Source organism: Micavibrio aeruginosavorus ARL-13 (assembly GCF_000226315.1).
Classification (GTDB): Bacteria; Pseudomonadota; Alphaproteobacteria; order Micavibrionales; family Micavibrionaceae; genus Micavibrio; species Micavibrio aeruginosavorus_B.
This window is the reverse complement of the sequence record NC_016026.1, coordinates 908,712-932,873: the sequence shown is the minus strand read 5'-3', so window position 1 is coordinate 932,873 and position 24,162 is coordinate 908,712. Positions and strand designations below refer to the sequence as shown.

27 protein-coding genes are annotated in these 24,162 nt (G+C 55.1%); 9 read left to right on the top strand and 18 right to left on the bottom strand.

The genetic code is table 11. From position 1 onward, the window contains the following. Nucleotides 1-82 precede the first annotated feature (82 nt). The 6 genes from MICA_RS04390 to rfaD form a co-directional block, all read right to left on the bottom strand. Entirely contained in the window at nucleotides 83-721 is a 639-nt protein-coding gene (locus MICA_RS04390; protein ID WP_014102494.1) for a 50S ribosomal protein L25/general stress protein Ctc, read from the bottom strand. A 155-nt stretch (nucleotides 722-876) separates the two neighbouring features. After that, on the bottom strand, nucleotides 877-1,815 hold the full coding sequence (locus MICA_RS04385; protein WP_014102493.1) for a ribose-phosphate pyrophosphokinase: 939 nt from the start codon (nucleotides 1,813-1,815) through the stop codon (nucleotides 877-879). A gap of 85 nt (nucleotides 1,816-1,900) precedes the next feature. Continuing rightward, nucleotides 1,901-2,704 (bottom strand): peptidoglycan editing factor PgeF, encoded by an 804-nt coding sequence (gene pgeF / locus MICA_RS04380; RefSeq protein WP_014102492.1) that lies wholly within the window; start codon nucleotides 2,702-2,704, stop codon nucleotides 1,901-1,903. Continuing rightward, the gene (locus tag MICA_RS04375) at nucleotides 2,701-3,804 is read right to left on the bottom strand and encodes a class I SAM-dependent methyltransferase (protein ID WP_014102491.1); all 1,104 of its coding nucleotides are present in this window, start codon (nucleotides 3,802-3,804) and stop codon (nucleotides 2,701-2,703) included. Before MICA_RS04375 ends, pgeF begins: the two co-directional genes overlap by 4 nt. After that, nucleotides 3,797-4,600, bottom strand: coding sequence for a prolipoprotein diacylglyceryl transferase (gene lgt, locus MICA_RS04370; protein ID WP_014102490.1), 804 nt, complete (start codon nucleotides 4,598-4,600; stop codon nucleotides 3,797-3,799). The genes MICA_RS04375 and lgt overlap by 8 nt, the downstream gene beginning before the upstream one ends. Before the next feature lie 15 nt (nucleotides 4,601-4,615). Then, the gene (rfaD, locus tag MICA_RS04365; RefSeq protein ID WP_014102489.1) at nucleotides 4,616-5,605 is read right to left on the bottom strand and encodes an ADP-glyceromanno-heptose 6-epimerase; all 990 of its coding nucleotides are present in this window, start codon (nucleotides 5,603-5,605) and stop codon (nucleotides 4,616-4,618) included. A gap of 234 nt (nucleotides 5,606-5,839) precedes the next feature. Here rfaD and MICA_RS04360 point away from each other — a divergent pair, with 234 nt between their 5' ends. The 3 genes from MICA_RS04360 to proC are packed head-to-tail and all read left to right on the top strand — an operon-like array spanning nucleotide 5,840 to nucleotide 7,510. Next, entirely contained in the window at nucleotides 5,840-6,148 is a 309-nt protein-coding gene (locus tag MICA_RS04360) for an accessory factor UbiK family protein (protein ID WP_014102488.1), read from the top strand. Nucleotides 6,149-6,159: 11 nt separating this feature from the next. Beyond that, nucleotides 6,160-6,660 (top strand): type III secretion system chaperone family protein, encoded by a 501-nt coding sequence (locus MICA_RS04355; RefSeq protein WP_014102487.1) that lies wholly within the window; start codon nucleotides 6,160-6,162, stop codon nucleotides 6,658-6,660. 10 nt (nucleotides 6,661-6,670) lie between these two features. Continuing rightward, nucleotides 6,671-7,510 carry a pyrroline-5-carboxylate reductase gene (gene proC, locus MICA_RS04350; protein ID WP_014102486.1) on the top strand — a complete coding sequence of 280 codons (840 nt, stop codon included), beginning with the start codon at nucleotides 6,671-6,673 and terminating at the stop codon, nucleotides 7,508-7,510. A 98-nt stretch (nucleotides 7,511-7,608) separates the two neighbouring features. Here the strand turns inward: proC and MICA_RS04345 are convergent, their stop codons facing one another. From MICA_RS04345 to MICA_RS04335, 3 genes are all read right to left on the bottom strand, one after another. Then, complete coding sequence (locus tag MICA_RS04345; protein WP_014102485.1) at nucleotides 7,609-8,019, bottom strand: MucR family transcriptional regulator; 411 nt, start codon at nucleotides 8,017-8,019, stop codon at nucleotides 7,609-7,611. 116 nt (nucleotides 8,020-8,135) lie between these two features. After that, nucleotides 8,136-8,852 carry a tRNA (adenosine(37)-N6)-threonylcarbamoyltransferase complex dimerization subunit type 1 TsaB gene (gene tsaB, locus MICA_RS11845; RefSeq protein WP_014102484.1) on the bottom strand — a complete coding sequence of 239 codons (717 nt, stop codon included), beginning with the start codon at nucleotides 8,850-8,852 and terminating at the stop codon, nucleotides 8,136-8,138. Then, nucleotides 8,845-9,447, bottom strand: coding sequence for a malonic semialdehyde reductase (locus MICA_RS04335; protein WP_014102483.1), 603 nt, complete (start codon nucleotides 9,445-9,447; stop codon nucleotides 8,845-8,847). The genes tsaB and MICA_RS04335 overlap by 8 nt, the downstream gene beginning before the upstream one ends. A 262-nt stretch (nucleotides 9,448-9,709) precedes the next feature. Between MICA_RS04335 and MICA_RS04330 the strand changes: the two genes are divergently transcribed. Continuing rightward, complete coding sequence (locus tag MICA_RS04330) at nucleotides 9,710-10,837, top strand: polysaccharide deacetylase family protein (protein WP_014102482.1); 1,128 nt, start codon at nucleotides 9,710-9,712, stop codon at nucleotides 10,835-10,837. A gap of 6 nt (nucleotides 10,838-10,843) precedes the next feature. On the opposite strand, the gene MICA_RS04325 is transcribed toward MICA_RS04330, so the two are convergent. The 9 genes from MICA_RS04325 to murJ form a co-directional block, all read right to left on the bottom strand. Continuing rightward, nucleotides 10,844-11,413 carry a NifU family protein gene (locus MICA_RS04325; RefSeq protein WP_014102481.1) on the bottom strand — a complete coding sequence of 190 codons (570 nt, stop codon included), beginning with the start codon at nucleotides 11,411-11,413 and terminating at the stop codon, nucleotides 10,844-10,846. Between the two features lie 23 nt (nucleotides 11,414-11,436). Beyond that, the gene (locus MICA_RS04320) at nucleotides 11,437-12,003 is read right to left on the bottom strand and encodes a universal stress protein (RefSeq protein WP_148260420.1); all 567 of its coding nucleotides are present in this window, start codon (nucleotides 12,001-12,003) and stop codon (nucleotides 11,437-11,439) included. Between the two features lie 62 nt (nucleotides 12,004-12,065). Further along, on the bottom strand, nucleotides 12,066-12,809 hold the full coding sequence (locus MICA_RS04315; RefSeq protein ID WP_236619965.1) for a TIGR02186 family protein: 744 nt from the start codon (nucleotides 12,807-12,809) through the stop codon (nucleotides 12,066-12,068). 8 nt (nucleotides 12,810-12,817) lie between these two features. After that, a complete protein-coding gene (locus MICA_RS04310) occupies nucleotides 12,818-13,729 on the bottom strand; it encodes a sulfite exporter TauE/SafE family protein (RefSeq protein ID WP_014102478.1) in 912 nt (303 codons plus the stop codon). Nucleotides 13,730-13,821: 92 nt separating this feature from the next. Further along, nucleotides 13,822-14,478, bottom strand: a complete 657-nt coding sequence (locus tag MICA_RS04305; RefSeq protein WP_014102477.1) for a hypothetical protein — start codon at nucleotides 14,476-14,478, stop codon at nucleotides 13,822-13,824. Nucleotides 14,479-14,599: 121 nt separating this feature from the next. Continuing rightward, entirely contained in the window at nucleotides 14,600-14,965 is a 366-nt protein-coding gene (locus MICA_RS04300; protein WP_014102476.1) for a hypothetical protein, read from the bottom strand. Further along, nucleotides 14,962-15,795: a hypothetical protein gene (locus MICA_RS04295; RefSeq protein WP_148260419.1), complete on the bottom strand. Its 834-nt coding sequence runs from the start codon at nucleotides 15,793-15,795 to the stop codon at nucleotides 14,962-14,964. The genes MICA_RS04300 and MICA_RS04295 overlap by 4 nt, the downstream gene beginning before the upstream one ends. Nucleotides 15,796-15,880: 85 nt before the next feature. Further along, nucleotides 15,881-16,888: a tryptophan--tRNA ligase gene (trpS, locus tag MICA_RS04290; RefSeq protein ID WP_321162960.1), complete on the bottom strand. Its 1,008-nt coding sequence runs from the start codon at nucleotides 16,886-16,888 to the stop codon at nucleotides 15,881-15,883. After that, on the bottom strand, nucleotides 16,885-18,480 hold the full coding sequence (gene murJ / locus MICA_RS04285) for a murein biosynthesis integral membrane protein MurJ (RefSeq protein WP_014102473.1): 1,596 nt from the start codon (nucleotides 18,478-18,480) through the stop codon (nucleotides 16,885-16,887). Before murJ ends, trpS begins: the two co-directional genes overlap by 4 nt. 158 nt (nucleotides 18,481-18,638) lie before the next feature. On the opposite strand from murJ, the gene MICA_RS04280 reads away from it, so the two are divergent. From MICA_RS04280 to mutS, 5 genes are all read left to right on the top strand, one after another. After that, entirely contained in the window at nucleotides 18,639-19,181 is a 543-nt protein-coding gene (locus tag MICA_RS04280) for a hypothetical protein (protein WP_014102472.1), read from the top strand. Between the two features lie 7 nt (nucleotides 19,182-19,188). After that, the gene (ubiE, locus tag MICA_RS04275) at nucleotides 19,189-19,968 is read left to right on the top strand and encodes a bifunctional demethylmenaquinone methyltransferase/2-methoxy-6-polyprenyl-1,4-benzoquinol methylase UbiE (RefSeq protein WP_014102471.1); all 780 of its coding nucleotides are present in this window, start codon (nucleotides 19,189-19,191) and stop codon (nucleotides 19,966-19,968) included. A gap of 190 nt (nucleotides 19,969-20,158) precedes the next feature. Next, nucleotides 20,159-20,662 (top strand): hypothetical protein, encoded by a 504-nt coding sequence (locus MICA_RS04270; RefSeq protein ID WP_014102470.1) that lies wholly within the window; start codon nucleotides 20,159-20,161, stop codon nucleotides 20,660-20,662. 254 nt (nucleotides 20,663-20,916) lie between these two features. Then, nucleotides 20,917-21,414, top strand: a complete 498-nt coding sequence (gene dut / locus MICA_RS04265) for a dUTP diphosphatase (protein ID WP_049782091.1) — start codon at nucleotides 20,917-20,919, stop codon at nucleotides 21,412-21,414. Between the two features lie 4 nt (nucleotides 21,415-21,418). Then, the gene (gene mutS, locus MICA_RS04260; protein ID WP_014102467.1) at nucleotides 21,419-24,154 is read left to right on the top strand and encodes a DNA mismatch repair protein MutS; all 2,736 of its coding nucleotides are present in this window, start codon (nucleotides 21,419-21,421) and stop codon (nucleotides 24,152-24,154) included. Nucleotides 24,155-24,162 lie beyond the last annotated feature (8 nt).

Here is a 24,162-nt window from a genome sequence, read left to right as displayed (position 1 = left end):
AGAAAACCGGCGCCGTATGCTCCGCGAACAAACACCCAGAAAACGGGTAATGCGCGAAGCCACGGCGCCGGTCCGAAAAAGATTATTCAGCGGCCTTTTTCTCGGTCGATGCCGGAACGGCGTCAGCCGCAACCGGAGCGTCTTCCACTTCAACAACAGCGCGCGGAACGGCGATCGTTGCAATGGTTTCATCGCCTTCCAGAACGGAGGTCGCGCCCTTCGGCAGCTTCACAACATCCATATGGATGACGTCGCCCAGATCGTAGTTGGTCAGGTCAACTTCCACGAATTCCGGAATGTCCGTTGCCGCGCATTCCAGAACAACTTCGTGGTGAACAACGTTCAGAACGCCGCCAGCTTTCAGGCCTTTGCATTCTTCGTCGTTGATGAAGTGAACCGGCACGTCAACCTTAATACGGGTTTTCGGCGTTACGCGCAGGAAATCAACGTGAATAATTTTGTCCGTCACCGGGTGCAGTTGAACATCGCGCGCCAGGGTCAGGTGTTTCTGACCAGCGACATCGATTTCGCACAGGTGCGTGAACATGTAACCCTTGCGGTATTCCAGCGTCACTTCTTTCAGCGGCAGGGTAATGGATACGGGCTCTTTGCTATCGCCGTATACAACCGCAGGGATTTTGTTTTCACGGCGCAGTGCACGGGCGATCCCCTTACCTGCCCCATCACGCTTTTCCGCCGTCAGCGAAAATTTCTTCGACATGGTGTCATTCCTTTATGTCTGACATTTCAACTTGGGCCGCCTCCAGGGGGGTTTGGCCCGAACGGCCCTAAAAACCACAAAACCGGGGGGAAAGGCAAGCGAAAACAGGGGGTAAACCCCTTAAAACCCGCCCAAAAGTTAAGAAATTGAGGCCGTTAGATAAACAGGGCCGAAATCGACTCTTCGTTGCTGATCCGGCGGATCGCCTCACCCATCAGGCGGGAAACCGTTAACTGCTCGATATTGCTGGCATTTTTGACCGCATCGGTGGCCGGGATGGAGTCCGTAATGACCATCCGTTCGATTTTGGACTTGGAAATCCGGTCAACGGCCGCGCCGGACAGAACCCCGTGAACGACATAGGCCTGAACCGCCGTAGCCCCCTGATCCATCAGGGCTTGGGCCGCGTTGCACAATGTTCCGCCCGAATCCACAATATCATCCACCATCAGGCAGATTTTCCCTTCGACATGGCCGATCACGTTCATGACCTCGGACACGCCGGCTTGTTCACGACGTTTGTCAATAATCGCCAAATCGGCATCCAGGCGTTTGGCCAGTGCCCGCGCCCGGACCACGCCACCCACGTCGGGGGATACGATGACCAGCTGGCTTTCCTTGCCCGCGAAGCGTTTTTCAATTTCCGGCACAAACACCGGACCAACGATCAGGTTGTCGAGCGGGATGTCAAAGAAGCCCTGAATCTGACCGGCGTGCAATTCCAATGTCAAAACACGGTCCACACCGGCGGCGGTGATCAGGTTGGCAACCAGCTTCGCCGAAATCGGGGTCCGGCCACCCGTTTTACGGTCCTGGCGTGCGTAACCAAAATACGGAATAACCGCGGTAATACGGCGTGCCGAACCACGGCGCAGTGCGTCAATCGTGATCAGCAATTCCATCAAATTGTCGTTGGCGGGGTAACATGTGGATTGCACCACGAACACATCTTCGCCACGGACGTTTTCCTGAATTTCCACGAAGGCTTCCATGTCAGAAAAGCGCTTGATCGTCGCCTTGGCCAACGGAATTTCGAGATAATCGGAAATGGCCTGCGCCAGCGGAAGGTTGGAATTCCCTGCGATGATTTTCATGACGGCGTGGCCCCTGCCCGTTTTTGAATGCGTTGGAATGGTGATGACTATAAAAAATCCATCACGAAAATCAACCGATTAAGGGTTAATTGCGGATCATAATCGCAGAAATCTGCCTTCCATAATCGGTCTCTTTACGGTGGGTGGACCGGCGATAGCTGAACCAATCATGGTCCGCCGCGTATGTATCCTGCCCACCGATGGACACGTGCCGCACCCCGGCCATGGCCAGACGCCACGTAATATACCCCGGTAAATCGAAGTAATAGCTGTCCTCACCCCGCCCAGCTTTGAAGAAGCGTTCATTCTCCGGGTCTTGATTCAGGAAATTCCCGATAAAATCCATTTTCACTTCATAAGACGCCGGGCCAATGCACGGGCCAATGCTGGCATGAATGCCATCCAGCCCCGCCCCTTGCCGGGCCATTTCACGCACGGTCGATTCCAAAACGCCCTTCAACGCCCCGCCCCATCCGGCATGCGCCGCGCCAATCACGGGGGCCCCGCTGGATTTTTCACCGTAAAATAAAACCGGGCCACAATCCGCCGTCAAAACACCCAAGGCCAATCCCGGCACATCGGTCACAAACCCATCCGCATCGGGGCGTGTATCAACCGTCCATGGTTTTTCGACGTAAACGCATGTTGCGCTGTGCACTTGTTTCATGCTGATCAAATGATCGGGGGCGGCACCCAGAACATCGGCCACGCGTTTACGGTTTTCGACCACCGCATCGGCATTATCCTGTGTCCCCAAACCACAATTCAGCGACGTATACAGCCCATTGCTGACCCCGCCGCGGCGGCCGAAAAATCCATGCGCGACATTCGTGATCATCGGGGAAATGAAATTCCCGTCGCTGTAACACGGCACATCAATTGTGGTCATGGTGTAATGTCCTCTCCAAATCCGGATGGTGTGGGGCCCGCATCATGGCCGATGGCCAGAACCTTGAACAACGCGCCCATTTGATCGGGCGACACAAGCCGTTCCAACCCCGCACGCACATCATCGGCCTGTTTTTCATCCGCCGCGTTGTTGATCAAATGCGATGCCCGCATGCGGATGCCCATATCTTCCAAAAACTGCCATTGCTCGACCGGGCCATAAACGCTGGCCCCGTGATGGATGGCGGCCTCGGCAACCGCTTCGAAATCAACATGGCTGGTGATATCGGCGGTTCCGACATCGTCAAAGACGCTGACAAATTTATGGCCGCGCATGGCCTGTAACGTATCGCCCATACCGTGATGACTATGGCCGTAATCAATGAACAAGGCCGCGCCGCCCTGACGTTCGATCCGTTCACTTAACAAGGCGGTGAAACCGGACCGCGCCGGGGATACTTCATAAATGCCGTTTCCATCGCGCGGGTCCAGCACGTCAGGAATGGCGGCGACCAATGATGGATCGGCGGGCGCCAAACCAAACATCAATTGCCCGTCATCGGACAAACCAATGACGCGTTCGGCCCAGCCCTTGTCCCCGTGCATCAATTGTATAATGGGCAAGGCATCCAGAAATTCATTCGCCACAAACAGAATTGGCGCATCATCCGGCAAAGTATCAATGGAATCATGCCAATACGGCGCATGCCCCGCCAACGCGTGGGCTTGCAATGTGCGCAGTGACGGGCTGGTTTCAATCAAATGAATTTGCATGGCGGTGTGGAACCCATCCACTTTGCGCGTGGCGCGCAACAGGTCCGCCATCAACGTCCCCCGCCCCGGACCGGATTCCACCAACAAAAACGGCGATGGGGCCCCCATGCGCAACCACAAATCCGCCATCCACACGCCAATCATTTCACCAAACAATTGGGAAATTTCGGGCGCGGTGACAAAATCACCCAACCGCCCGAACGGGTCGCGGTTCATGTAATAACCGTATTGCGGATGCCCCAAGGCCAAACCCATGAAATGCGATACGCTGATCGGGCCGTTATCACGGATATGGCGGATCAGAATATCGGTCAGGGTTTCAGCCATTTCGCAAACCCCGGCGCATAGAGTACCAGACGACATACGCGCCACCCAAGATCATCGGCACGCACAACACCTGTCCCATCGTGAAGATGTTCATGATGTAACCAATTTGCACATCCGGTTCGCGGAAGAATTCAACAATCACGCGCGACAGCCCATAACCGATCAAGAACGTCCCGGCGATAATACCCGGACGGTTACGGATAGCATCGTTGCGTGCAAACAGATACAAAACGACAAACAGCAAGGCGCCTTCCAGCAGGGCTTCGTAAATCTGGCTGGGGTGGCGTGGCACTGGTCCCCCATGCGGAAATACAACACCCCACGCCACATCCGTCGTGCGCCCAAACAACTCACCATTGACGAAATTGGCCAAGCGGCCAAAGAACAACCCGATAGGCACACCACAGCAGAAAATATCCGCCAGACGCAGGAAGGAGATTTTCTTCACCATGGCATAAATCAGCATCGCAATAATTGCGCCCGACGCCCCACCGTGGAACGACATGCCGCCGTTCCAGACCTTCAAAATCTCCAGCGGTTCGGCCATATACATCGGCAACTGATAAAACAGCACGTACCCGATACGCCCACCCAAAATGACACCCAGAATGCCCCACGGCAGGAAATCATCAATATCTAGCGCGTTTGGCCGTGCATCCTTGGTCAACCCACACAGATACAGCGCATAACGCCACCCCAGCACAAACCCCGCGATATAGGCCAGCGCATACCACCGCACCACCAGCGGGCCGACAGAAAAAGCAATCGGATCAATATCAGGAAATGGAATGGCCATGATGAAGTGTTACCCTTAACGATATTGGTCAGATTTTGACATGAAGTCCTGCACGTAACGACGAACGCCCTCTTCTAAATCTGTGAAGGGTTTATCGTACCCGGCAGCACGCAATTTGGTCATATCGGCCTGGGTGTAATATTGATACTTCGCCTGCAATTCCTGTGGCATATCAATATACTGAATTTTCGGTTTCTTATCGGCGGCGGCAAAGACAGCTTCGGCCAGATCCTTGAAACTGCGCGCCTTGCCCGTACCGACGTTGAACAGGCCGTTGATGCCCGGATTGTCGTACAGCCACATCATCACCGACACACAATCATCGACATAGATAAAGTCGCGAATTTGACCACCATCGCCGTAATTCGGGTTGGCGGATTTGAACAAACGCGCCGACGCCCCCGCCATCACCTGCGGATACAGCTTGCACACAACGCTCATCTGCTCGCCCTTGTGATATTCATTCGGGCCATAGACGTTGAAGAATTTCAGCCCGGCCCATTGCGGTGGGGTCGGCTCGCTGCCATCGCGCACAATCCGCGCGGTGCGGCGGTCAAACAAATGCTTCGACCAGCCATAGGGGTTCAGCGGACGCAGTTTGGCCAGAAACTCCGGCGCGTCATTATCCACGAACCCGGCATCGCCATCACCGTAGGTCGCGGCGGATGACGCGTAAATCAGCCGGACATTATGCGCCGCACACCATTTCCACAACAGACGCGTGGCCGTGAAATTGTTTTGAGTAATGGCATCGGCGTCCCGTTCCGTTGTTGCGGAAATGGCACCCATGTGAAAAATGGCCTGAACCTCGCCAGCGTGCGCATTCAGATAATTCATCAATTGATCGGGATGAACGACGTCGCGCAATTCCCGTTTGGAAATATTGCGCCATTTATCATCACTGCCCAGCGTGTCGCAAACGACCAGATTGGTGATTCCGCGATCTTCTAATGCAGCGACAAGATTGGACCCGATAAACCCGGCCCCGCCCGTGACAATAATCATATCCAATACCCTTTCCGGAAAATGGCGCTGTTTTGCCCCACCAGAAATAGCACCGCGCCACGCGCGAAAAAAGGTTAAATCCCCGGATATACAAGGCTTTTTCGGGTTTTGTTCGCAGACTCCGGAAAACGCGGCAAAAACGAGGTGGATATGTCTGAATGAACAGGCTGAATCCGTTGTGCCACCCTGCCCCGGCCTGTTATCCCTTTTCTCATTCAAACACAGGTGCCAGGCATGACCATGAAACCCGATCCTCGGATTTTGGACGATATCGCCCGCGTTGCAGGCGGGGCCGTCAATATTTTCAGCGGACTGCACCAGCAGATCCATGATGACATCCGCGCCCGGATCGAAGATATGGCCGCAAAGCTGGATCTGGTGCCCCGCGATGATTTTGATCGTCTGGCTGGGGCCGTTGATAAATTACGCAAGCGCGTGGATGAACTGGAAGCCGCGCTGAGCGTTGCCGAAGGCAAAAAGGCAGCGAAAGCACCTGCCAAAAAGGCCGCAACAAAGGCCAAAACCACAAAGAAAAAGAAGTAAGGGCAGAAGCCATGACCGACCATATCGATTTTCTGGACGAAATCAGCAATCCGCTGGACAGCGTAGAAGACATTTTGTCGGGTCAGGACTGGTCCTTCAATCGCATGAATGATGACGAGCTGACCGTCACGGTCGCCGCCCGCCATGGCACGTACCGCATGGTATTTGTGTGGCAGGAACAATTCAGCGCGATGCAGTTTTCTTGCCAATACAACCTGTCCATCCCCGCGGACCATCGTGGTTTGATGGCCAATGCGTTGATGGACGTCAACGCCGATGTTTGGTTGGGTCACTTTGACCTGCCCGCCAATGGTACGCCGTGCTTCCGCCACACCAGCCTGTTCCGCGGGCAAACGCAAACATCCGGCGCCGATTTCGTTGGCGATCTGATGGAAATTGCTGTGGCCGAATGTGAACGTTATTACCCGTTGTTCCAGATGATGTCAGACACGGGTACGATGGACCATTCCCTGCTGAAACTGGCGGCGCAAGACACCGCCGGGGAAGCATAAGTCCATTTCCATGTCCTCCAGCCCGTTGCGCAACCTGAAACCGTCTGTCGCCCTGATTGGATGCGGCAAGATGGGATCTGCACTTTTGCGCGGGTGGTTATCGGCCCGCATTGTTGGCGACGTCTTTGTTTTGGAACCCGCCGGGTTGCCGGATGAATTTCAGGATGAAGATAACGTCAGCGGTTACGACAGCGCCGCCGCTTTACGCGAAATCGCATCGGAAATTGATGTCGTCGTTCTGGCCGTTAAACCGCAAATTATGGCGCAGGTTTGCCCGGATTTGAAAGATATCATCCCCGCCAATGCCGTTGTGCTGTCCATCGCGGCGGGACAAACGATTGGCGGATTTGAAAATTATTTCGGCACCGACCGCGCCATCGTCCGGTCCATGCCCAACACGCCCGCCGCCATCGGCGAAGGCATTACCGTTGCCGTCACCAATAAAAATGTCAGCGCGGAGCAAAAACAGATTGCCAGCGCCCTGCTACGCGCGATTGGTCAGGTGGAATGGGTTGACGATGAAAAGTTGTTGGACCCTGTCACGGCTTTATCCGGTAGCGGCCCGGCCTATCTGTTTTACCTGATTGAAGTTCTGGCCGAAGCCGGAACGAAGGCCGGCCTGGACAAGGATTTTGCCATGCGGCTGGCCCGCCAGACAATGATTGGCTCCGCCGCCCTGGCCGAAGCCGATGCACGCACACCGGCGGCAACCTTACGCAAAAATGTCACCAGCCCCGGCGGAACAACCGCCGCGGCAATGGACGTTTTGCTAAAGGATAACAGAATGCAATCCGCATTCGACGATGCTCTGGCTGCGGCAACAGCGCGCAGTATTGAGCTGTCTAAATAACCTGCCCAAAAAAAGCATCCCCGCGAAAGCGGGGATCCATGGTGAACGTCAGAAGCACCTGGTGGATTCCCGCTTTCGCGGGAATGCAGAGTATGTTTTTACTTCCGTCCACGTGTACCCAGGCCAATATCCTTGGCCAGTTTACTGCGCTGACGGGCGTAGCTCGGTGCCACCATCGGGTAATCGGCGGGCAGGCCCCAACGTTCGCGGTATTCTTCCGGCGACATATTGTATGCCGTTTTCAAATGCCGTTTCAGCATTTTCAATTTTTTACCATCTTCCAGACAGACGATATATTCCGGTGTGACGGACCGTTTAATCGGCACGGCCGGTTGCGGGCGTTCGCTCATCACCGGGGCATCGCCGTTGACGTTCGACAGGGTCTTGTACACCTTTTGAATCAGCATCGGAATTTCATCGGTGCCCACCTGATTGTTCGACAAATGGGCCGCCACGATTTCTGTGGTCAGGCTCAGGAGGTCCTGATGCTGGTCTTTATTGGTGGTCATGGACGAAACCCTCTCGAGAATAGCTATCGTTACATGAAGTATAGGTGGTTAAAACCACACCGAAAAGCTGAAAAACAAAGTATTCATAGCCATATTAGCAGTAATTATTAACAAAATTACTGATTATCGGCAATTGTCCTGCCTTTTTTCTTCGGCTGACTGACCTCGGCCCCGCGTAAATAAACGGGCTCCGGGGACAAAAAGGCCTCGGCCCCACCCCGGGCCCAACGGATGGCCGCAACCCGCGCCATGCGGTCCATATCAGGGAAAACGATCTCCGAAGCCACGCGCGCACCGTTTAATGTCGCCGCAATGTGCTGGCAATCACCAACGACCACAACGGAATGTTCAGCGATCAAATCCGGCAATTCATCACGCTTCATCACCAGCGGCTCGGTCAATGCCGCGCCCTCGGCGGTAAAAAGTTGGGCGTAATAATCGCCGCGTTTTGTATCCATCAAAGCCATAATGGTTTCGCCATCATGCACATCGCCACGCGCGATCAAGGTTTGCGCCAACGCGTCCGTACTCAGCACGCCGACAACCGGGCAATTGAGCGTCAAACCAAAGGCCCGCGCTGCGGACAGGGCAATGCGCACCCCGGTGAATGCCCCCGGCCCCACCGTCACGACGATCAGGCCGACATCATTGTAGGATCGTTCTGCCATCGACAGAACGTCATTGATCATGGGAACGAGATCTTCCGATTGCCCCCGCGCCATCGGTTCGGCGCGGGACGTTCCCGCCATGGATATCGTATCAAACACAGCGACATTGCACGCCGCCATGGATGTATCAATCGCCAGAATGCAGGGCTTGGATAAATCAGACAATCTTGCACACATCGTCAAAATCAAAACGTGGGGAACGCCCGAAAATACTGGCCGGATCGCCATATCCAAGGGCACAGATAAAGTTCACTTCAACATCCTGATCGGCAAAAAATTCTGCTTTCACCTTATCGGCGTTAAAACCGGACATCGGCCCACAATCAAGCCCTAATGCACGCGCCGCCATCATAAGGTATGCGCCCTGTAACGTGCCGTTCCGGCGGGCCGTGCTTTCAATTTTTGCATCATTTCCGGCGAACCAGCTTCGTGCATCGGTGTGCGGGAACAGGCGCGGCAGATGGTCATAAAATTTTCGGTCATGCGCGATCAAAACCGTCACCGGAGCAGTCATGGTCTTTTTCACATTGCCCGCATCGAGGCAGGGTTTCAATCGCTCCTTCGCCTCCGGCGTCTTCACAAACACAAAGCGCGCAGGCGAAGAGTTCGCGCTGGTCGGCCCCATTTTCAGGAGATCAAACAGAGCATGCAGCAACACGTCGGAAACCGGCTCATCTTTCCATCCGTTATAAGACCGCGCCTCGCGGAACAGGATATCCAGCGCCCGGTCATCCAGAATGCGGGAATCGGTCATTGTCATTATTTTCTCCATAATATTCTGCGGGGCGGGTAAAACCGGCCACAGTTTAGACCAAAATGCACGGCCATCCCACAGTTTGGGCAGAGTTTTTGGCGATTTTTCTGGTTTCCGGCCAAGGCCGCGCTATAGTCACTGCATGAATCAAACGGCCTTATATTTCATAATCCCAACACTCTCCGGTGGGGTGCGCTCCCTTTTGCGCTCCGCCGTGAAGACTCTTGCTCTCAGCACCTTGCTCCTGGGCTCTTTGACGGGACCAGCCATGGCCGCAACACCGAAACAAGCTCCCCATAATCCGGTGATTGAGCCTGCATCGGCCGTTATATTCTCATACCAGCGCGTTGATGAAGACCTATACCCGGACACCAGCATCCGCGCGGAACAATTCGCGGACCATATCCAGGAATTGATGGATGGCGACTATAATATCGTCAAACTGGATACGATCGTTGATGCGTTAAAAACGGGCACGCGCCTGCCTGACCGGACGATCGCCATCACATTTAATGGCGGTCACAAATCGGCGTATGAAAACGCCATGCCGCTCCTGTTGAAGAAAGATATTCCTTTCACCGTTTTTCTGTCGACGGATCACCTGGACGCGAAATCACCGTTGCACCTGTCATGGGACGAGGTGAAGAAACTGCGCCGCAACAATCTGGTCAGCTTTGGCCTGCACCCGGCCATTTACACACGCCTGACCGATGCGGATGAAACGGAAATCAGACGGCAGGTGAATAATGCCATCGTCCGTTACCGTGCGGTGTTTAAGGCAGAGCCAGAATTTTTCGCCTATCCGTTCGGGGAATATACACAAGCCTATCGCGATATTGTTGCGACATCGGGCTTCACGGCAGCGTTCGGTCAACAATCGGGCGTGGCCTATGCCGGGTCGGATATGTTCAGCCTGCCCCGCTTTCCAATGACAGAAAGTTACGGCGACCTTGATCGCTTCCGCATGGCGGCCACCGCCCTGCCTTTCCCGGTCAGTGAATTGACCCCGACCGATCCATATGTCGCGGCCAAAGATAAACCCATGATTGGCTTTACCATCGACCCCATCATGATGGCCCGCGCCGATGACATCTCGTGCTTTATCTCCGGCGAAGACAAGCCAGAGATGAAACGCGTGGGAACCAATAAAAATCGTATTGAATTGCGTATGGATGACGCGTTTTCAGATGAGCGTATCCGCATCAACTGCACCGCGCCGGGGCCCAAGCCCGCAGCAGGTGAGGACCAGCGCTGGCGATGGTTTGGCATGTTGCTGAGCGTGGCCCTGCCCAGCCCGAGCGCATCGGACGCCAGTGAAATCGGCCATGGTGAGGGCTATCGCTATCCACCCAGCGAAATTGATCCGCGTGCAACGCGTGGCGCGGTTGAACCGTAACGCTGTCTAAAGATCGTCGGCCTGACGCACTTCCAGAACCTCTGGAACATAATGGCGCAGCATATTCTCAATGCCAACTTTCAGTGTTGCAGTTGAACTGGGGCATCCGGCACAGGCCCCGCGCATGCGCAGGAACACGATACCATCTTCAAATCGATCGAATACGATATCACCGCCGTCGGATTGCACCGCCGGACGCACGCGGGTTTCCAACAATTCTTCAATTTGCGCAATAATCGCGTTATCCAGATCGCTGGTGCCGCCAGATGCTTTTTTCGATACTGCATAATCCGGATCGATAATCGGCATCCCGATGGATAAATGTTCCATGATCGCGGCCAGAATGCGCGCTTTCAGGAAATCCCATTCCTCGCCCGCATCCTTGGTCACCGATATAAAATCCGGCCCCAGAAAAACACGCGTAACCCCTTCGATCTTGAACAAACGTTGCGCCAGTTGCGATGCACCCGCCTCCCCCACTGACCCGAAATCCGCCGTGCCCGACGGCATAATCGTTTCGCCCGGTATGAATTTTAAAGTATCCGGATTGGGTGTGCGTTCGGTTTGGATAAACATGGGTACGCTTCGCTTTCTTACATCTAACTTGTAATCGCATCAATTTTCTGGGATTCCAGATGCCCCGGTACAACAACCACAGGCACCCGCATTTTGGCAAGCCCCTTGCCAGTAAAATACGCCACCGTTGGCCCCGGCCCGGATGATGACGCACTGGCCCCCAGAACCAGCATTTTAATCGTCATATCTTCGTTGATCAGGTCGATCATCACATCATGTTTGGCGTCGCCTTCGCGGACATAAATCGCCGGGATCATACCGTTCAATTCATTGACACGCTTGGCCATAGACCAGATGAATTTTTCAGATTGCTCGCGCAATTCGCGTTTCATCCGGTTTTCAACACCACTCCATTGTTGAACATCATCCAGCGATATGACGTGCAAAATACCGACGTGCCCCCGGTTGCTCTGCGCCATACGCGCGGCATAGCGCAATGCCAGATTAAATTCATCCGATTCATCGGCAACAACCAGATAAACACCACCATCACCGCGACGCCCGACACGCTCCGCAACGGACAGTTCCGCGTCAATTACTTCTTCCTCACGTGCGGACAGATCTTTTGTTTCGGCGTTTTGTATGTCCATATCCATGGTCCGTTTTATGGGTTTGTATTCACAAACGCAGTATCAAAACTTTATTCCCGGCTTTATTCCCTGCGCATCACAGCCCAGGCACCCCACCCGGCCAAAGCGGCCAGCAAGACAGCCGCCAAACCATAGGCCAGCGCATGATCATGGGCAAAGGAATAGATCCGGGCACTAAACCCTTGTTGCGCAACACGTAATTCCCGGGCCTGCGACCCCACAATCTGGCCGTCACGGATAAGATAGGCCAAAACCCGGTATGATCCAGGTGGAACATCCGGGGGCACATCAAACACCGCCCGGAAAAAATCATTCGTGACAAACAAAATGGGCGCGGGTTCCAACGGCAGGTATCCGTGCGCCTGGCGATTGCGGATCAAGGCTTCGCGGAAATTGTGCTGGGTTGTTTCATCAACATTGTCGCGGACAAGGAACTGCATGGCGTCCAGACCAATATCGTAATCTTCCAGCAAGTCCTGAGATGCGATTTCACGCGCCGGGCGGCTGAGCGCCACGTCGTAATAAGCCGGAACATTATCGAACACGACACTGTCGCGGTTCATCCAGATGCCGCCGACATCATCTTTACGCCGAACCATCATTTGCTGATCCGGGCCACGGACGATGATGGCAATATCACCGGGTTGGTTTTTGGTGCCATACACAACAAATCGCGCCCCGGCAAACCCCATGGTGATATCCACATGATCCTGGGACAAATCAATGGCCAGCGCCGATGGCGGTTGCGCCTGTGCCGGACAGGAGAACCCCAGCGCGCACACAACACCCAGCAATGTTAAGACCATCCCCCGCATCATCGGATCACCGTCGAATATAAATCTTCAGGGCGTACAAATAATTCGGTGGCCAGCTCAACGCAAACGATCAACAACAACACCGCCAACGCAATCCGCGAATACGCGCCCTTGATCCGCCGCGCCACACGCACACCGACCTGTGTGCCCACCACACCCCCGGCAATCAACAGAAACGCCAAAACAACATCCACCGTCTGGTTGGTCAGGGCGTGAAGAATGGTTGTGAAAATACTGGTGATCAAAATTTGGAACAACGATGTTCCAGCGACCAGCAATGTCGGCATCCCCAGAATATAAATCATGGCCGGGACCAGCAGAAACCCGCCACCGACCCCCATGATGGACACCAACAACCCACCAACAAAACCGATAGCGGCCGGCAGGAGCGCACTGACATACAGACGCGAATGGGGAAAGCGCATTTTATAGGGTAATTTTTCAAAGACCGGATGATGGGCCAATCCTTTGCCACCATCTTCATGCGCCGTTTTACGAACGAAGGCCAGCAGGCTTTCGACCAGCATCATGCTGCCCATACTGCCCAGCAACAGGACGTAGAGAACGGGGATGGCCAGATCAATCTGCCCCACATATTGCAACAGGCGGAACAGCATAATGCCAACCACCGAGCCAGCCAGCGACCCACCCAGCATGACCCCGCCCATGCGGAAATCGACATTGCCCTTGCGCATATGAGCCAAAACACCAGACAGACTGGACGCCGCCAACTGGTTTGATTGTGTCCCCACCGCAATCGCTGGCGGAATACCCAGGAAGATCAGAAACGGCGTCGTCATAAACCCGCCGCCAACACCAAAAATACCGGACAAAAACCCGACAAGCGCCCCCAGCAGAAGGATCATTTCTGCGGAGACGGCCATTTCTGCGATCGGCAGGTAAATTTGCATGACGGGCTAACGCTTACGAACAAAGGCTAAACGGGGGCGGCCATGTTCCATTTAAACACGACCACCCCCGCGTGATAACCGAAAAACCGGAATTAGTAACGATTGGTGGCTTCGGACCCCGGCAATTTGAATTGCATTTGCGGGTCTTTCAGGAAATTGCGGTAATTGCCTGTGATGACTTCGTCATGGGTCTTTTTAAAATCAACAGATCCCATCACGCTCATGAACAACGGTTGCCATTCGGCAAACACACCCTCACGTGTAGAACAATCCATCACATAGGCACGATCATTATACAATGCGGCGGATGCAATGGCGCGGCGGCCCATATACGGTCCCACGAAATCAGACTTGAAATCGGCGACAGCAAAGCTGCCGAACCCACGGCCCAAGCCGGTATTGTCCAGAACGCCATAGAGTTCAACGTCATCGTAATCGGCCAGATACGTGTCCCAGAATCCTGTACTGTACGAAATTTTCTGCACATCGCCGGCCATGCGCGGCGGGAAGACAACGAAACGGCGATCTTCGTTGGTGCGAATGCGGCACACCGCAAAATCACCCGGGGCCGGAGCCATCAGGGTCAGAATTTCATCGGGCTGGTTCGGGCTGACCGCTTTCCATGTATCGGGGAATGTGACGGACAGGCCTGTCTCCGCATCCTGCCATACGAAATAATCGGCCCGCGCGGACGCTGATGCGCCGATCATCAAAGCCACAGCCATACAGGCGGAAAGTAAATGTTTCATGGAAAATTCCCGGTCGGTCCAATTTTGATGCCCTATTGTGCAATCATAACCATAAAAAGGCAAACGGCTTGTTAAGGTTGCCCGAAACAAGCCGTTTGCGATTATGTCATTTTCCCAAAACCTAAGGCTTGGGGAAGTAATCCCGGTATTTCATATAGACGTCATCTGGGTATCCGCTGGTCCCCGCATCCAAGGCGCACAAAACCGGACGTTTAATGGCCGGGTCCACCATGGCGTCGTTTTTCGGGGTGCCCAGCAGTGTCCAGCTGCCCTTCGCCGCATTGGCCCAGATTTCGACGTGATACAGGGTGCTTTCCCCCTTTTTACCCGTCGGCGTTTCCTTGAACACATCGCGCTGGAACGCAATCGCTTCGGGGGCGTGAATGCACTCATTCTGTCCGGTGACGATTTGAATCTCCGGCCCGCTTACCGCCTGCGCAGTAAAAGCCGCCGACAAGGCCAATCCCGTCATCCACCGCATCATCATTGAGGTTGAATCTTGGACAGGCTGGGGGCTGGAATGCTACCCGGCTTCTGGTCAAAATAATCCTTGTACCAGTAAGCCCCGGTCACATCTTCCGGATATCCGTCCTTGAAATATTCAACCAGGCACACCAAACGATCACCCGGCTGTACGGAATATCCCATCGCTGCCGGGTTTTTCGGCTCGCCCACAACCATCCAGCCTTTGCGGCCATCAGTACCGGCGCCCGTTTCGTTGGCGTACAGCATCATGGTTTTGAAATCTTGTGTTTCCTTGCCCGGAATATTGATGGCGGCAGCGGCGTAGATTTTTTGCGCGAATGTTTCTGCCTGACCGTGAGAGACGCATTGATATTTGCGCGTCTTGATGCCGTATTGTTTCTTAATTTCATAGTAGCTATTGAACATTTCGCTCATTTGCGGGTTACGGAAGAGCCCCATTGGGAAGTCCGTACCCTTGGCAATAATGCACGAGAGAGATTCCATTGGAAATTCAGACGGGCCATTAACCTTGACCGACAACCCATCTCCTTTGCTATCATTTGGACGCGCAACGACAACCCACACACCCGTCTTCCGATCGGCGTAGGCTTCGGCCCAATCAAATTCGCCCTCCAGGTTTTCTAGATAAGCTTTGTCGTTCGCACCATACTCTTGCGCAATCTTCGCTTTGAGTTCTGGGGTGCGCATGCAATCTTTATATTTGGTTATGGCCTGTTTAACGTCCTCGGCCTGCACATCTCGATAAGCTTCCAGCGGCTCTGCATGAGCCGAGGAAAATGCCAGAGCCAAGGCCAAACCGGCGCAGCCACCCAGTGTTTTCAAATGTTTCATAATGGTCCATCCCATGAAAAGTAATAGCCCGAGGGTTATATAATGAATTATGGAAACAGAGCAAGCTTTTTGCGCCCGCTCCCTACTATGTCCGCCAGAACCCCATGATTTCCGCCGTTTCTTTTAAAATCGGGGTTGCGATTGTATTCGCCTTGTCCGCCCCACGTTTCAAAATCCGGTCGATTTCGTCCGGGTGGGCCAGCAAATCGTTCATCCGGCTGGTGATGGGGGTCAGCTTTGCCACGGCCAGATCGGACAGAGCCGGCTTGAAAGCCGAGAATTGTTTCCCGCCAAATTCGGCCAGCACCGCCGCCTTGGTCGTATCGGCCAGCGCGGCATAGATGGTGACAAGATTGTCGGCTTCCGCCCGCCCCTTCAGGCCATCGACCGTTTCCGGCAACGGTTCCGGGTCGGTCTTCGCCTTCTTCACCTTCGTCGCAATCGCATCGGCATCATCGGTCAGGTTGATGCGCGAATAATCGGATTCATCGGACTTGCTCATCTTCTTCGTCCCATCACGCAAGGACATAACGCGTGTGGCCTCGCCCAATATCATCGGCTCGGGCTGTGGGAAAAATTCAACGCCGTACCGTGTGTTGAATGTCGCCGCCACATCGCGTGCCAATTCCAGATGCTGTTTCTGGTCTTCACCCACCGGAACATGGGTCGCCTTGTACGCCAGAATATCCGCGGCCATCAAAACCGGATAGGCGAACAGGCCCAGGCCCGCACGCTCGGCATTCTTGCCCGCTTTATCCTTGAACTGGGTCATGCGTTCCAGCTTGCCCATCTGCGTCATGGTGGACAGCAACCACATCAATTGTGAATGCGCAGCCACAGCCGATTGCGGGTAAATAATACATTTATCCGGATCAATCCCGGCGGCGATATAGGCCGCGGCAATTTCGCGCGTGGCCGGGGCCAGACGATCCACCTCGTACGGCATGGTAATGGCGTGCAGATCGACGACACAGAAAATATTTTCGTATCCATCATCCTGCAATTTCACCCAATTGCGCAGCGCCCCAAGATAGTTCCCCAGGTGCAAACGGTTGGTTGGCTGCATGCCGGAAAAGATACGCTTGTTCATCATTGGTCAGTGTCCTCAATTGCCATTTCGTCTACGTGCTTCCTTTTCCCGTTACGGCGACGGAAATATTTCATCATGTCGGAAAAGCGGAATACGCCGGTAAAGTGCGCGGCCACAAAATACACAATCCCACCCCCGCACACCAGAACCCCCAGCGCCCAGATTTGATGAATCGTACCATCATGCAGCCATGGATGCAGGCCATAGCCCATACCCGCCAGCGCGACCCCCATCAACCCGGCGGCCAGCGCAATGCGTGGCACGGCCCGTTTCAGGCGGTCATCAAATTCCGTTGCTTCGTTCCCCCGTTGCATCCGCCACAGGAAATAACACTGCACCCATCCGGCCAGCCCCGTCGCCAATGCAATCCCGGCAACATCCAGAAAACGAGTCAGGATCAGGGCCGCCGCAATATTGACAATCGCCATCGACGCGGCGATTTTTACCGGCGTTTTCGTATCCTTGCGTGACCAGTACGCCGATGACAGGATTTTAACGACGACATAAGCCGGCAACCCAATCGCCAGGCACGCCAGCGCCGGAGCCGTCCGGGCCGTATCCTCCGGGCCGAATGCGCCGCGTTCAAACAGCACACGGATAATATCATCCGTAATGACCATCAACGCCACCGCCGCCGGCAGGGTAAAAAACAGGCAATACTCCAGTGACCGGTTGAATAAATCTTTCGCCTCGGTCGTATTATTCGCGGTCAGCGCCCGGGTCAGCATCGGCAACAACGCCGTTCCCACCGCGATCCCGACAATCCCCAGCGGCAACTGGAACAGCCGGTCCGCATAATACAGGGCCGAAATCGCCCCCGTAGCCAGGAACGACGCGATGATAATGTCCGCGAACAGGTTGATATGGACAATCCCCGCCCCCAGAACGCCCGGCCCCATCAGACGGAAAAGCTGTTTCAATTCTGGCGTCATACGCGGGCGCTGAATATGCAGGCGGATCTTATTCCGGCGCAGGAAATACCACATCCAGACAAGCTGAACGATGCCCGATATGCACACACCCCACGACAACGCGTGCCCCACGGTCTGGAAAAACCGATCCGCCATCAACATCGCGACAATCTGGCACAGATTGAAGAAAATGGACGCGGCAGCAAACGGACCGAATTTGTGGTGCGCATTCAGCATGCCACCCACCAAAGCCGCCAGCGACATCAGCAACAAATACGGGAACGTAATACGGGAGAGCTCAACCGCCAGATCATATTGTTCCGATCCCGCTGTAAATCCTGGGGCGATCAGACCGATAACCCATGGCATTGCCGCCATGATCAACACAGTAAAGACCAGCAATACCGCCAGCATGAAGGAAAAGGCCTGCCCCGCGAAACGGTTTGCGGCATCCTCCCCCTCTTTTTCCAGCGCTTCGGAATACAGCGGGACGAAGGATACGCTAAACGCCCCCTCCGCCGTCACATGGCGGAAGAAATTCGGCAACTTCAACGCCACAAAAAACGCATCAGCTAATGGGCCAGCCCCCAAAAAGAACGCCGTCATCAAGTCGCGCACAAACCCGACCAAACGGGATAATCCCGTCAGTCCCCCAACCGTCGCCATGGCTTTAATCAGTTTCATGCGCCGCAGAATGGCGCGGGTTTGGGGCAAAAGAAAGGGAAAAACAAAAAGGTTGCGTGCCTGCACACCATATATATAGATATCCCCCCTTGCGCTTGGGGACCCCATGGGCTAGAGATTTTTCATAAATTATAAAAAACGAACAGGACGGAAGCACCATGATTGATGGCTTCACAACCCCGGAGAACCACCTGCGCGCACTGTTTCAGCGCGCCGTAGCCAACCGCACGCTGGATTTCAGCAGCATTACCATCAGCGTGAATACGGACGATCATTCCGAAGTGATCGTGAAACCGCGCTCGCCCGAACATGCGGCCCGGTATATGCGCTATTTCTTCAACACCAAGGAACCGATGTTCCAGCGCGAAGTAATGACCCTGTCCTCCGGGCAAACCCTGCCCACGCCGCTGGTGTTTAAAATCGGTGGGCTGACCTATGAGCCCAGCACACGCCTGAACTTTTATGTCCAAATGCTGCGCATCCGTTTTTTCCAAACGGGCCAGGCTTCGGAATTGTCCTTCGACTTTAATTACTGCCGCGAAGATTGGAACGAGCTGACATCCGGCCCCTACGCCGGCCCCGAAGCGTTTGAGTTTATAAGAATGCTGGAAAAAGGTGGATCAAGCTGGAACAACATGTTGCGTGATGCCCATAATCTAGACAACACTCAGCGGACCCCACATTTGCACATTGTAAAGTAAGACCCAGATGACCAAAGCCCAACCAAAGCCGCAGAACGAGAAAAACCCGGAACGCGAATGGTTCGGCGAACGCCATGTCAGCCCAGAGGAAAAAACCGGGTTGGTCCACGATGTCTTCGCATCCGTGGCGGACAGTTATGATGTGATGAACGATTTCATGTCGGCGGGCGTCCACCGTTTGTGGAAGGACCGCCTGGTCCGCATGATCCGCCCCCGGTCCGATCAAGTCTTCTTGGACGTTGCGGGTGGCACGGGGGATATTGCATTCCGCATTCGTGCCAAGGCTGGACCGGATACCGCCATCACTGTTTGCGATATTAATCCGGAAATGTTACGCGTCGGTCGTGACCGCGCCATCAATCGTGGATGGATGGATGATTTTGACTGGGTCACGGGCAATGCCGAATGCCTGCCCATCCCGGATGCCAGCGTTGATGTGTACACCATCGCCTTTGGCTTGCGGAACGTCACACACATTGACCGCGCGTTGGCCGATGCGTACCGCGTTCTGAAACCCGGTGGGCGGTTTTACTGCATGGAATTCAGCCGCGTGACCGAGCCGATGTTGCGCCGGATTTACGACGCTTATTCCTACAGCGTCATCCCCAAGATCGGCGAAATTGTCGCCAAGGACCGGGACAGTTATCAATATCTGGTCGAATCCATCCGCAAATTCCCGCCGCAACGGGAATTGGAAACCCGGATGCGCGCCGCCGGGTTTGACCGGGCCCGCCATACGAACCTCAGCTTTGGCATCGCCGCCATTCACGAAGGTTGGAAATACTAAAAAATGGCGGTCTTCCGCCATTTTTGCATTTTGCGGTGGTTGAATCGGGGATAACCCGTTCATAAATATTGCATTTTCCATTCAATCTGCAGTATTTTCTGCGGGTTACCGAAATTATGGATATGGCGGTAACGCCCTGTCCTAAACTTTAAGACACAACAAAAAACGTTCCTTAGTGAGGAGTCACCCAATGAATATCATTAAAAACATCCTGCCTGCCGTTGTTGTTCTGGTTGCTGGCCTGTTCGGCATCCAATTCGTTTACAACAACTACATGGGCGACGCTTCCGGCGTTGTTGCGATCGAACCGGCCGCCGGTGAAGACGCCGCCGCTGCCGCTGTTGAGCATGCCACGGATGCCGCTGCTGAAGCTGTTGCCGCCGAAGCTGCTGCTGACGCTGCCGCCTCCACGGCTGCTGATGCCGCTGTCGCTGCTGATGTTGCGACCGAAGCCGCCGCACAAACCGATGCTGCCGCCGCTGTAGCAACCGAAGCCGCAGAGAAAACCGAAGAAGCCGCTGATGTTGCAACCGACGCCGCTGATAAGGCCGAAGGTGCTGCTGAAGCCGCCGCTGACGAAGCTGCGAAAGCTGCTGCTGAAGCTGACAAAGCTGCAACCGAAGCCACCGAAGCTGTAAAAGAAGAAGCAACGGATGCCGCGAAGGAAGCAGTGACGGAAGGTCACGCCCACTAATCCTTTTGCATCAATGTGATGTAATTGATTGCTGAAGCTCGAATTCAAATAAACCTCGCCAGAAATGGTGGGGTTTATTGTTTTAGGCACAACCGCAATAGAGCATTCCAACATATTGAAAATAAATGATTATTCATCACGATCAAAAACTGTGCATGACTCCCGCAAAACCCCGCCGCGCGGGTCGGGTTTCGGACCCTTTTCTGCTATAAAATCCTCATCAACCCACATGATGAAGATCAGGATTTAAGACCATGACCGCACAGGCAGAATTGCGCGCAAACACCATTGGCAACCAACTGGACCATGTTGGCGTATCCATCACCCGCCTGCCCCATGCGGCGGACCTGCCCTTGCCATCTTACGCGACCGAGCAATCGGCGGGCATGGATTTGTGTGCCGCGATTGATGCGCCGCTGACCCTGGCCCCGGGCCAAACTGCCATGGTCGCAACCGGGCTGGCCATCGCCCTGCCCGCCGGGTTCGAGGCCCAGGTTCGCCCCCGCTCCGGCCTGGCCGCCAAAAACGGCGTGACCGTTTTGAACAGCCCCGGCACCATCGACGCCGATTACCGCGGTGAGATCAAAGCCATCCTGATCAACCATAGCCAGACTCCGTTCGTGATCGAACGCGGCATGCGCATTGCCCAGATGGTCATCGCCCGCCACGCCACCGTGACCTGGACCGAAGTGGCCAGCCTGGACGAAACCGCACGCGGCGCGGGCGGGTTCGGATCAACCGGAACGAAATAGACCCATGCAAAACGCCGCCCAAAAGACAGACGACCAAACACCCGATGCCTTCTCGACCGAGGGGCATACGCCCATGATGACCCAGTACCTGGGGCTGAAGGCGCAATACCCGGATTGTTTGTTGTTCTATCGGATGGGCGATTTTTACGAAATGTTCTTTGACGATGCCATCAAGGCATCGGAAACATTGGACATCACCCTGACCAAACGCGGCAAAACCAATGGGACCGACATACCCATGTGCGGGGTGCCGTTCCATTCATACGAATCCTATATGGCCCGTCTGATCCGCGCCGGATACAAGGTTGCCATCTGCGAACAGACCGAAACCCCGGAGGAAGCCAAACGCCGCGCCGGGTCCAAGGCGCTGGTCAACCGCGACGTCATCCGCGTGGTGACACAGGGAACCATTACCGAAGACCATTTGCTGGATTCCCGGGAAAACAATTACCTGTCCGCACTGGCCGAGGCTGGGGGGCAATATGGGTTTGCCTGGCTGGAAATTTCCACCGGGGATTTCTGGGTCCAGCCCGTGGCCGAAGCCGACATCGCCGCCGCGTTTGAACGCGTGGGCGCCAGCGAAATCCTGACCAGCGACAAGCTGACGCAGAAAGAGGCGCTGTTCGAAACATTCGCCGGCGTCCGCCAGGCCCTGACCGTTCAATCGGCCAGCCTGTTCGACAGCCAGAATGCACAGCGCCGCATGGAATCCATGTTCGGTGTGGGCACACTGGAATCCTTTGGCGCGTTTTCCCGCGCCGAAATTGCCGCCGCTGGCGCGTTGATTGATTACATCGACCGCACGCAAAAAGGCAAAATCCCCCATTTGAACCCGCCCCGCCAATTGGCGTCTGGCGCGGTGATGGAGATTGATGCCGCCACGCGCCGTTCACTGGAAATCACCCGCACGATGAATGGCGACCGCAAGGGATCGTTGCTGGCCACCATCGACCGGACCATCACCGGCCCCGGCGCCCGCGCGTTGCAAGCCCGCCTGTCCGCGCCGTTGCGCGATGTGGCAGGCGTTGCCCAACGCCTGGATCAGGTGGACGCACTGGTGTCCGCAACCACCCTGCGCAATGATATTCGCACCCGGTTGAAATCAACCCCAGATATGGAACGGGCGCTCTCCCGCCTGACCGTCGGACGCGGTGGGCCGCGCGATCTGGGCATGATCCGTGATGGGTTGCGTGCTGGCGAAGATATGCGCGGCGTTTTGCTGTCCGCGAATATCACGCCTTTGTCCCCCATCACAGCGGATTTGCAATCAACCCCGACGACGCAGGCCTTGCTCGACCGTTTGAGCGCGGCCTTGAAAGACGATTTGCCCGCGCTGGAACGCGACGGCGGGTTTATCCGCGCGGGATACAGCGACAAGCTGGACCACCTGCGCACCATGCGCGATGACGCCAAGAAAGTCATGGCCCAGTTGCAGGCGAAATATCAGGCCCATACCGGGATTGATGCACTGAAAATCACCTATAACAACGTGTTGGGTTATTTCATCGAAGTGCCCGCAAAACGCGCCGATGTGATGATGATTCACAAGGGCGAACAAAACAGCGAAGCCAATCCATATATTCACCGCCAGACCATGGCGAATGCCGTGCGATTTACCACACCGGAGCTGGCCGAACTGGAACGGGACATTTCCTCCGCCGCCGACAAAGCCCTCGGCATCGAACTGGAATTGTTCCGCCAGATGGTGGATGACGTCGGTGCGGCATCCCAAAACATTGGCACGATGGCCCGTGCATTGGCCGCTGTTGATGTGACCGCGGCTTTGGCCCATCTGGCGCTGGAACAGAATTACACACGCCCCGCGATTGATAACACCACCGCCTTTGTCATTGCTGGCGGGCGTCACCCGGTTGTTGAATCCGTCCTGCGCCGTGATGGTGGCGGGGATTTTGTGCCCAATGATTGCGATTTATCCGATGCGCAACGCTTGTGGCTTCTAACCGGTCCGAACATGGCGGGTAAATCCACCTTCCTGCGCCAGAACGCGCTCATCACCATCATGGCGCAGATGGGATCATTCGTTCCGGCGAAATCCGCGCATATTGGTTTGGTCGACCGGCTGTTCAGCCGCGTTGGCGCATCGGATGATCTGGCGCGTGGCCGTTCAACTTTTATGGTTGAAATGGTTGAAACCGCCGCGATTTTGAATCAGGCGACGAACAAATCGCTCGTCATCCTCGATGAAATCGGGCGCGGTACAGCGACATTCGACGGCCTGTCCATCGCCTGGGCGTGTGTTGAGCATTTGCATGAGGTCAGCCAGTGCCGGTCTTTGTTCGCTACGCACTACCATGAATTGACCAGCCTGCAATCACGCCTGCCCTCCCTGTCCTGTCATTCAATGCAGGTGAAGGAATGGAAGGGTGACATCATCTTCCTGCATTCCGTTGGCGCGGGCGCGGCGGATCGGTCTTACGGTATCCATGTGGCCCGTTTGGCGGGTCTGCCCCCGGCCGTGATTGCCCGCGCGCAATCGGTTTTGGACAAGCTGGAAAAAGGTGAACAATCCGGCAATTTGAACAAACTGGCCAATGAATTGCCGTTGTTCAGCGCCGCCCTGCCGCAAAAATCAGACTCTTTCGCAAACGCAGCACATTCAAAGCTTGAAGAACGCCTGAAAGCCATCAATCCTGACGCCCTGACCCCGCGGGAGGCTTTGGACCTTCTGTACAGTTTGAAGGCGGAGATTGATGATGCAACAGGCACAAGCGAAAAATAATAAAACCA

Bases quoted from the DNA above. Each gene is read 5' to 3' on its own strand.
- MICA_RS04295 (WP_148260419.1), bottom strand. From the start codon at position 15,795: ATGAAACATTTGAAAACACTGGGTGGCTGCGCCGGTTTGGCCTTGGCT.
- MICA_RS04390 (WP_014102494.1), bottom strand. From the start codon at position 721: ATGTCGAAGAAATTTTCGCTGACGGCGGAAAAGCGTGATGGGGCAGGT.
- MICA_RS04335 (WP_014102483.1), bottom strand. From the start codon at position 9,447: ATGACAATGACCGATTCCCGCATTCTGGATGACCGGGCGCTGGATATC.
- MICA_RS04385 (WP_014102493.1), bottom strand. From the start codon at position 1,815: ATGAAAATCATCGCAGGGAATTCCAACCTTCCGCTGGCGCAGGCCATT.
- MICA_RS04300 (WP_014102476.1), bottom strand. From the start codon at position 14,965: ATGATGATGCGGTGGATGACGGGATTGGCCTTGTCGGCGGCTTTTACT.
- MICA_RS04345 (WP_014102485.1), bottom strand. From the start codon at position 8,019: ATGACCACCAATAAAGACCAGCATCAGGACCTCCTGAGCCTGACCACA.
- MICA_RS04315 (WP_236619965.1), bottom strand. From the start codon at position 12,809: ATGGTCTTAACATTGCTGGGTGTTGTGTGCGCGCTGGGGTTCTCCTGT.
- mutS (WP_014102467.1), top strand. From the start codon at position 21,419: ATGCAAAACGCCGCCCAAAAGACAGACGACCAAACACCCGATGCCTTC.
- MICA_RS04355 (WP_014102487.1), top strand. From the start codon at position 6,160: ATGACCGACCATATCGATTTTCTGGACGAAATCAGCAATCCGCTGGAC.
- MICA_RS04330 (WP_014102482.1), top strand. From the start codon at position 9,710: ATGGCCGCAACACCGAAACAAGCTCCCCATAATCCGGTGATTGAGCCT.
- pgeF (WP_014102492.1), bottom strand. From the start codon at position 2,704: ATGACCACAATTGATGTGCCGTGTTACAGCGACGGGAATTTCATTTCC.
- dut (WP_049782091.1), top strand. From the start codon at position 20,917: ATGACCGCACAGGCAGAATTGCGCGCAAACACCATTGGCAACCAACTG.
- MICA_RS04360 (WP_014102488.1), top strand. From the start codon at position 5,840: ATGACCATGAAACCCGATCCTCGGATTTTGGACGATATCGCCCGCGTT.
- MICA_RS04320 (WP_148260420.1), bottom strand. From the start codon at position 12,003: ATGGACATACAAAACGCCGAAACAAAAGATCTGTCCGCACGTGAGGAA.
- ubiE (WP_014102471.1), top strand. From the start codon at position 19,189: ATGACCAAAGCCCAACCAAAGCCGCAGAACGAGAAAAACCCGGAACGC.
- MICA_RS04280 (WP_014102472.1), top strand. From the start codon at position 18,639: ATGATTGATGGCTTCACAACCCCGGAGAACCACCTGCGCGCACTGTTT.
- trpS (WP_321162960.1), bottom strand. From the start codon at position 16,888: ATGATGAACAAGCGTATCTTTTCCGGCATGCAGCCAACCAACCGTTTG.
- MICA_RS04310 (WP_014102478.1), bottom strand. From the start codon at position 13,729: ATGCAAATTTACCTGCCGATCGCAGAAATGGCCGTCTCCGCAGAAATG.
- proC (WP_014102486.1), top strand. From the start codon at position 6,671: ATGTCCTCCAGCCCGTTGCGCAACCTGAAACCGTCTGTCGCCCTGATT.
- MICA_RS04270 (WP_014102470.1), top strand. From the start codon at position 20,159: ATGAATATCATTAAAAACATCCTGCCTGCCGTTGTTGTTCTGGTTGCT.
- murJ (WP_014102473.1), bottom strand. From the start codon at position 18,480: ATGAAACTGATTAAAGCCATGGCGACGGTTGGGGGACTGACGGGATTA.
- MICA_RS04325 (WP_014102481.1), bottom strand. From the start codon at position 11,413: ATGTTTATCCAAACCGAACGCACACCCAATCCGGATACTTTAAAATTC.
- rfaD (WP_014102489.1), bottom strand. From the start codon at position 5,605: ATGATTATTGTCACGGGCGGGGCCGGGTTTATCGGGTCCAATCTTGTC.
- lgt (WP_014102490.1), bottom strand. From the start codon at position 4,600: ATGGCCATTCCATTTCCTGATATTGATCCGATTGCTTTTTCTGTCGGC.
- MICA_RS04375 (WP_014102491.1), bottom strand. From the start codon at position 3,804: ATGGCTGAAACCCTGACCGATATTCTGATCCGCCATATCCGTGATAAC.
- MICA_RS04305 (WP_014102477.1), bottom strand. From the start codon at position 14,478: ATGAAACATTTACTTTCCGCCTGTATGGCTGTGGCTTTGATGATCGGC.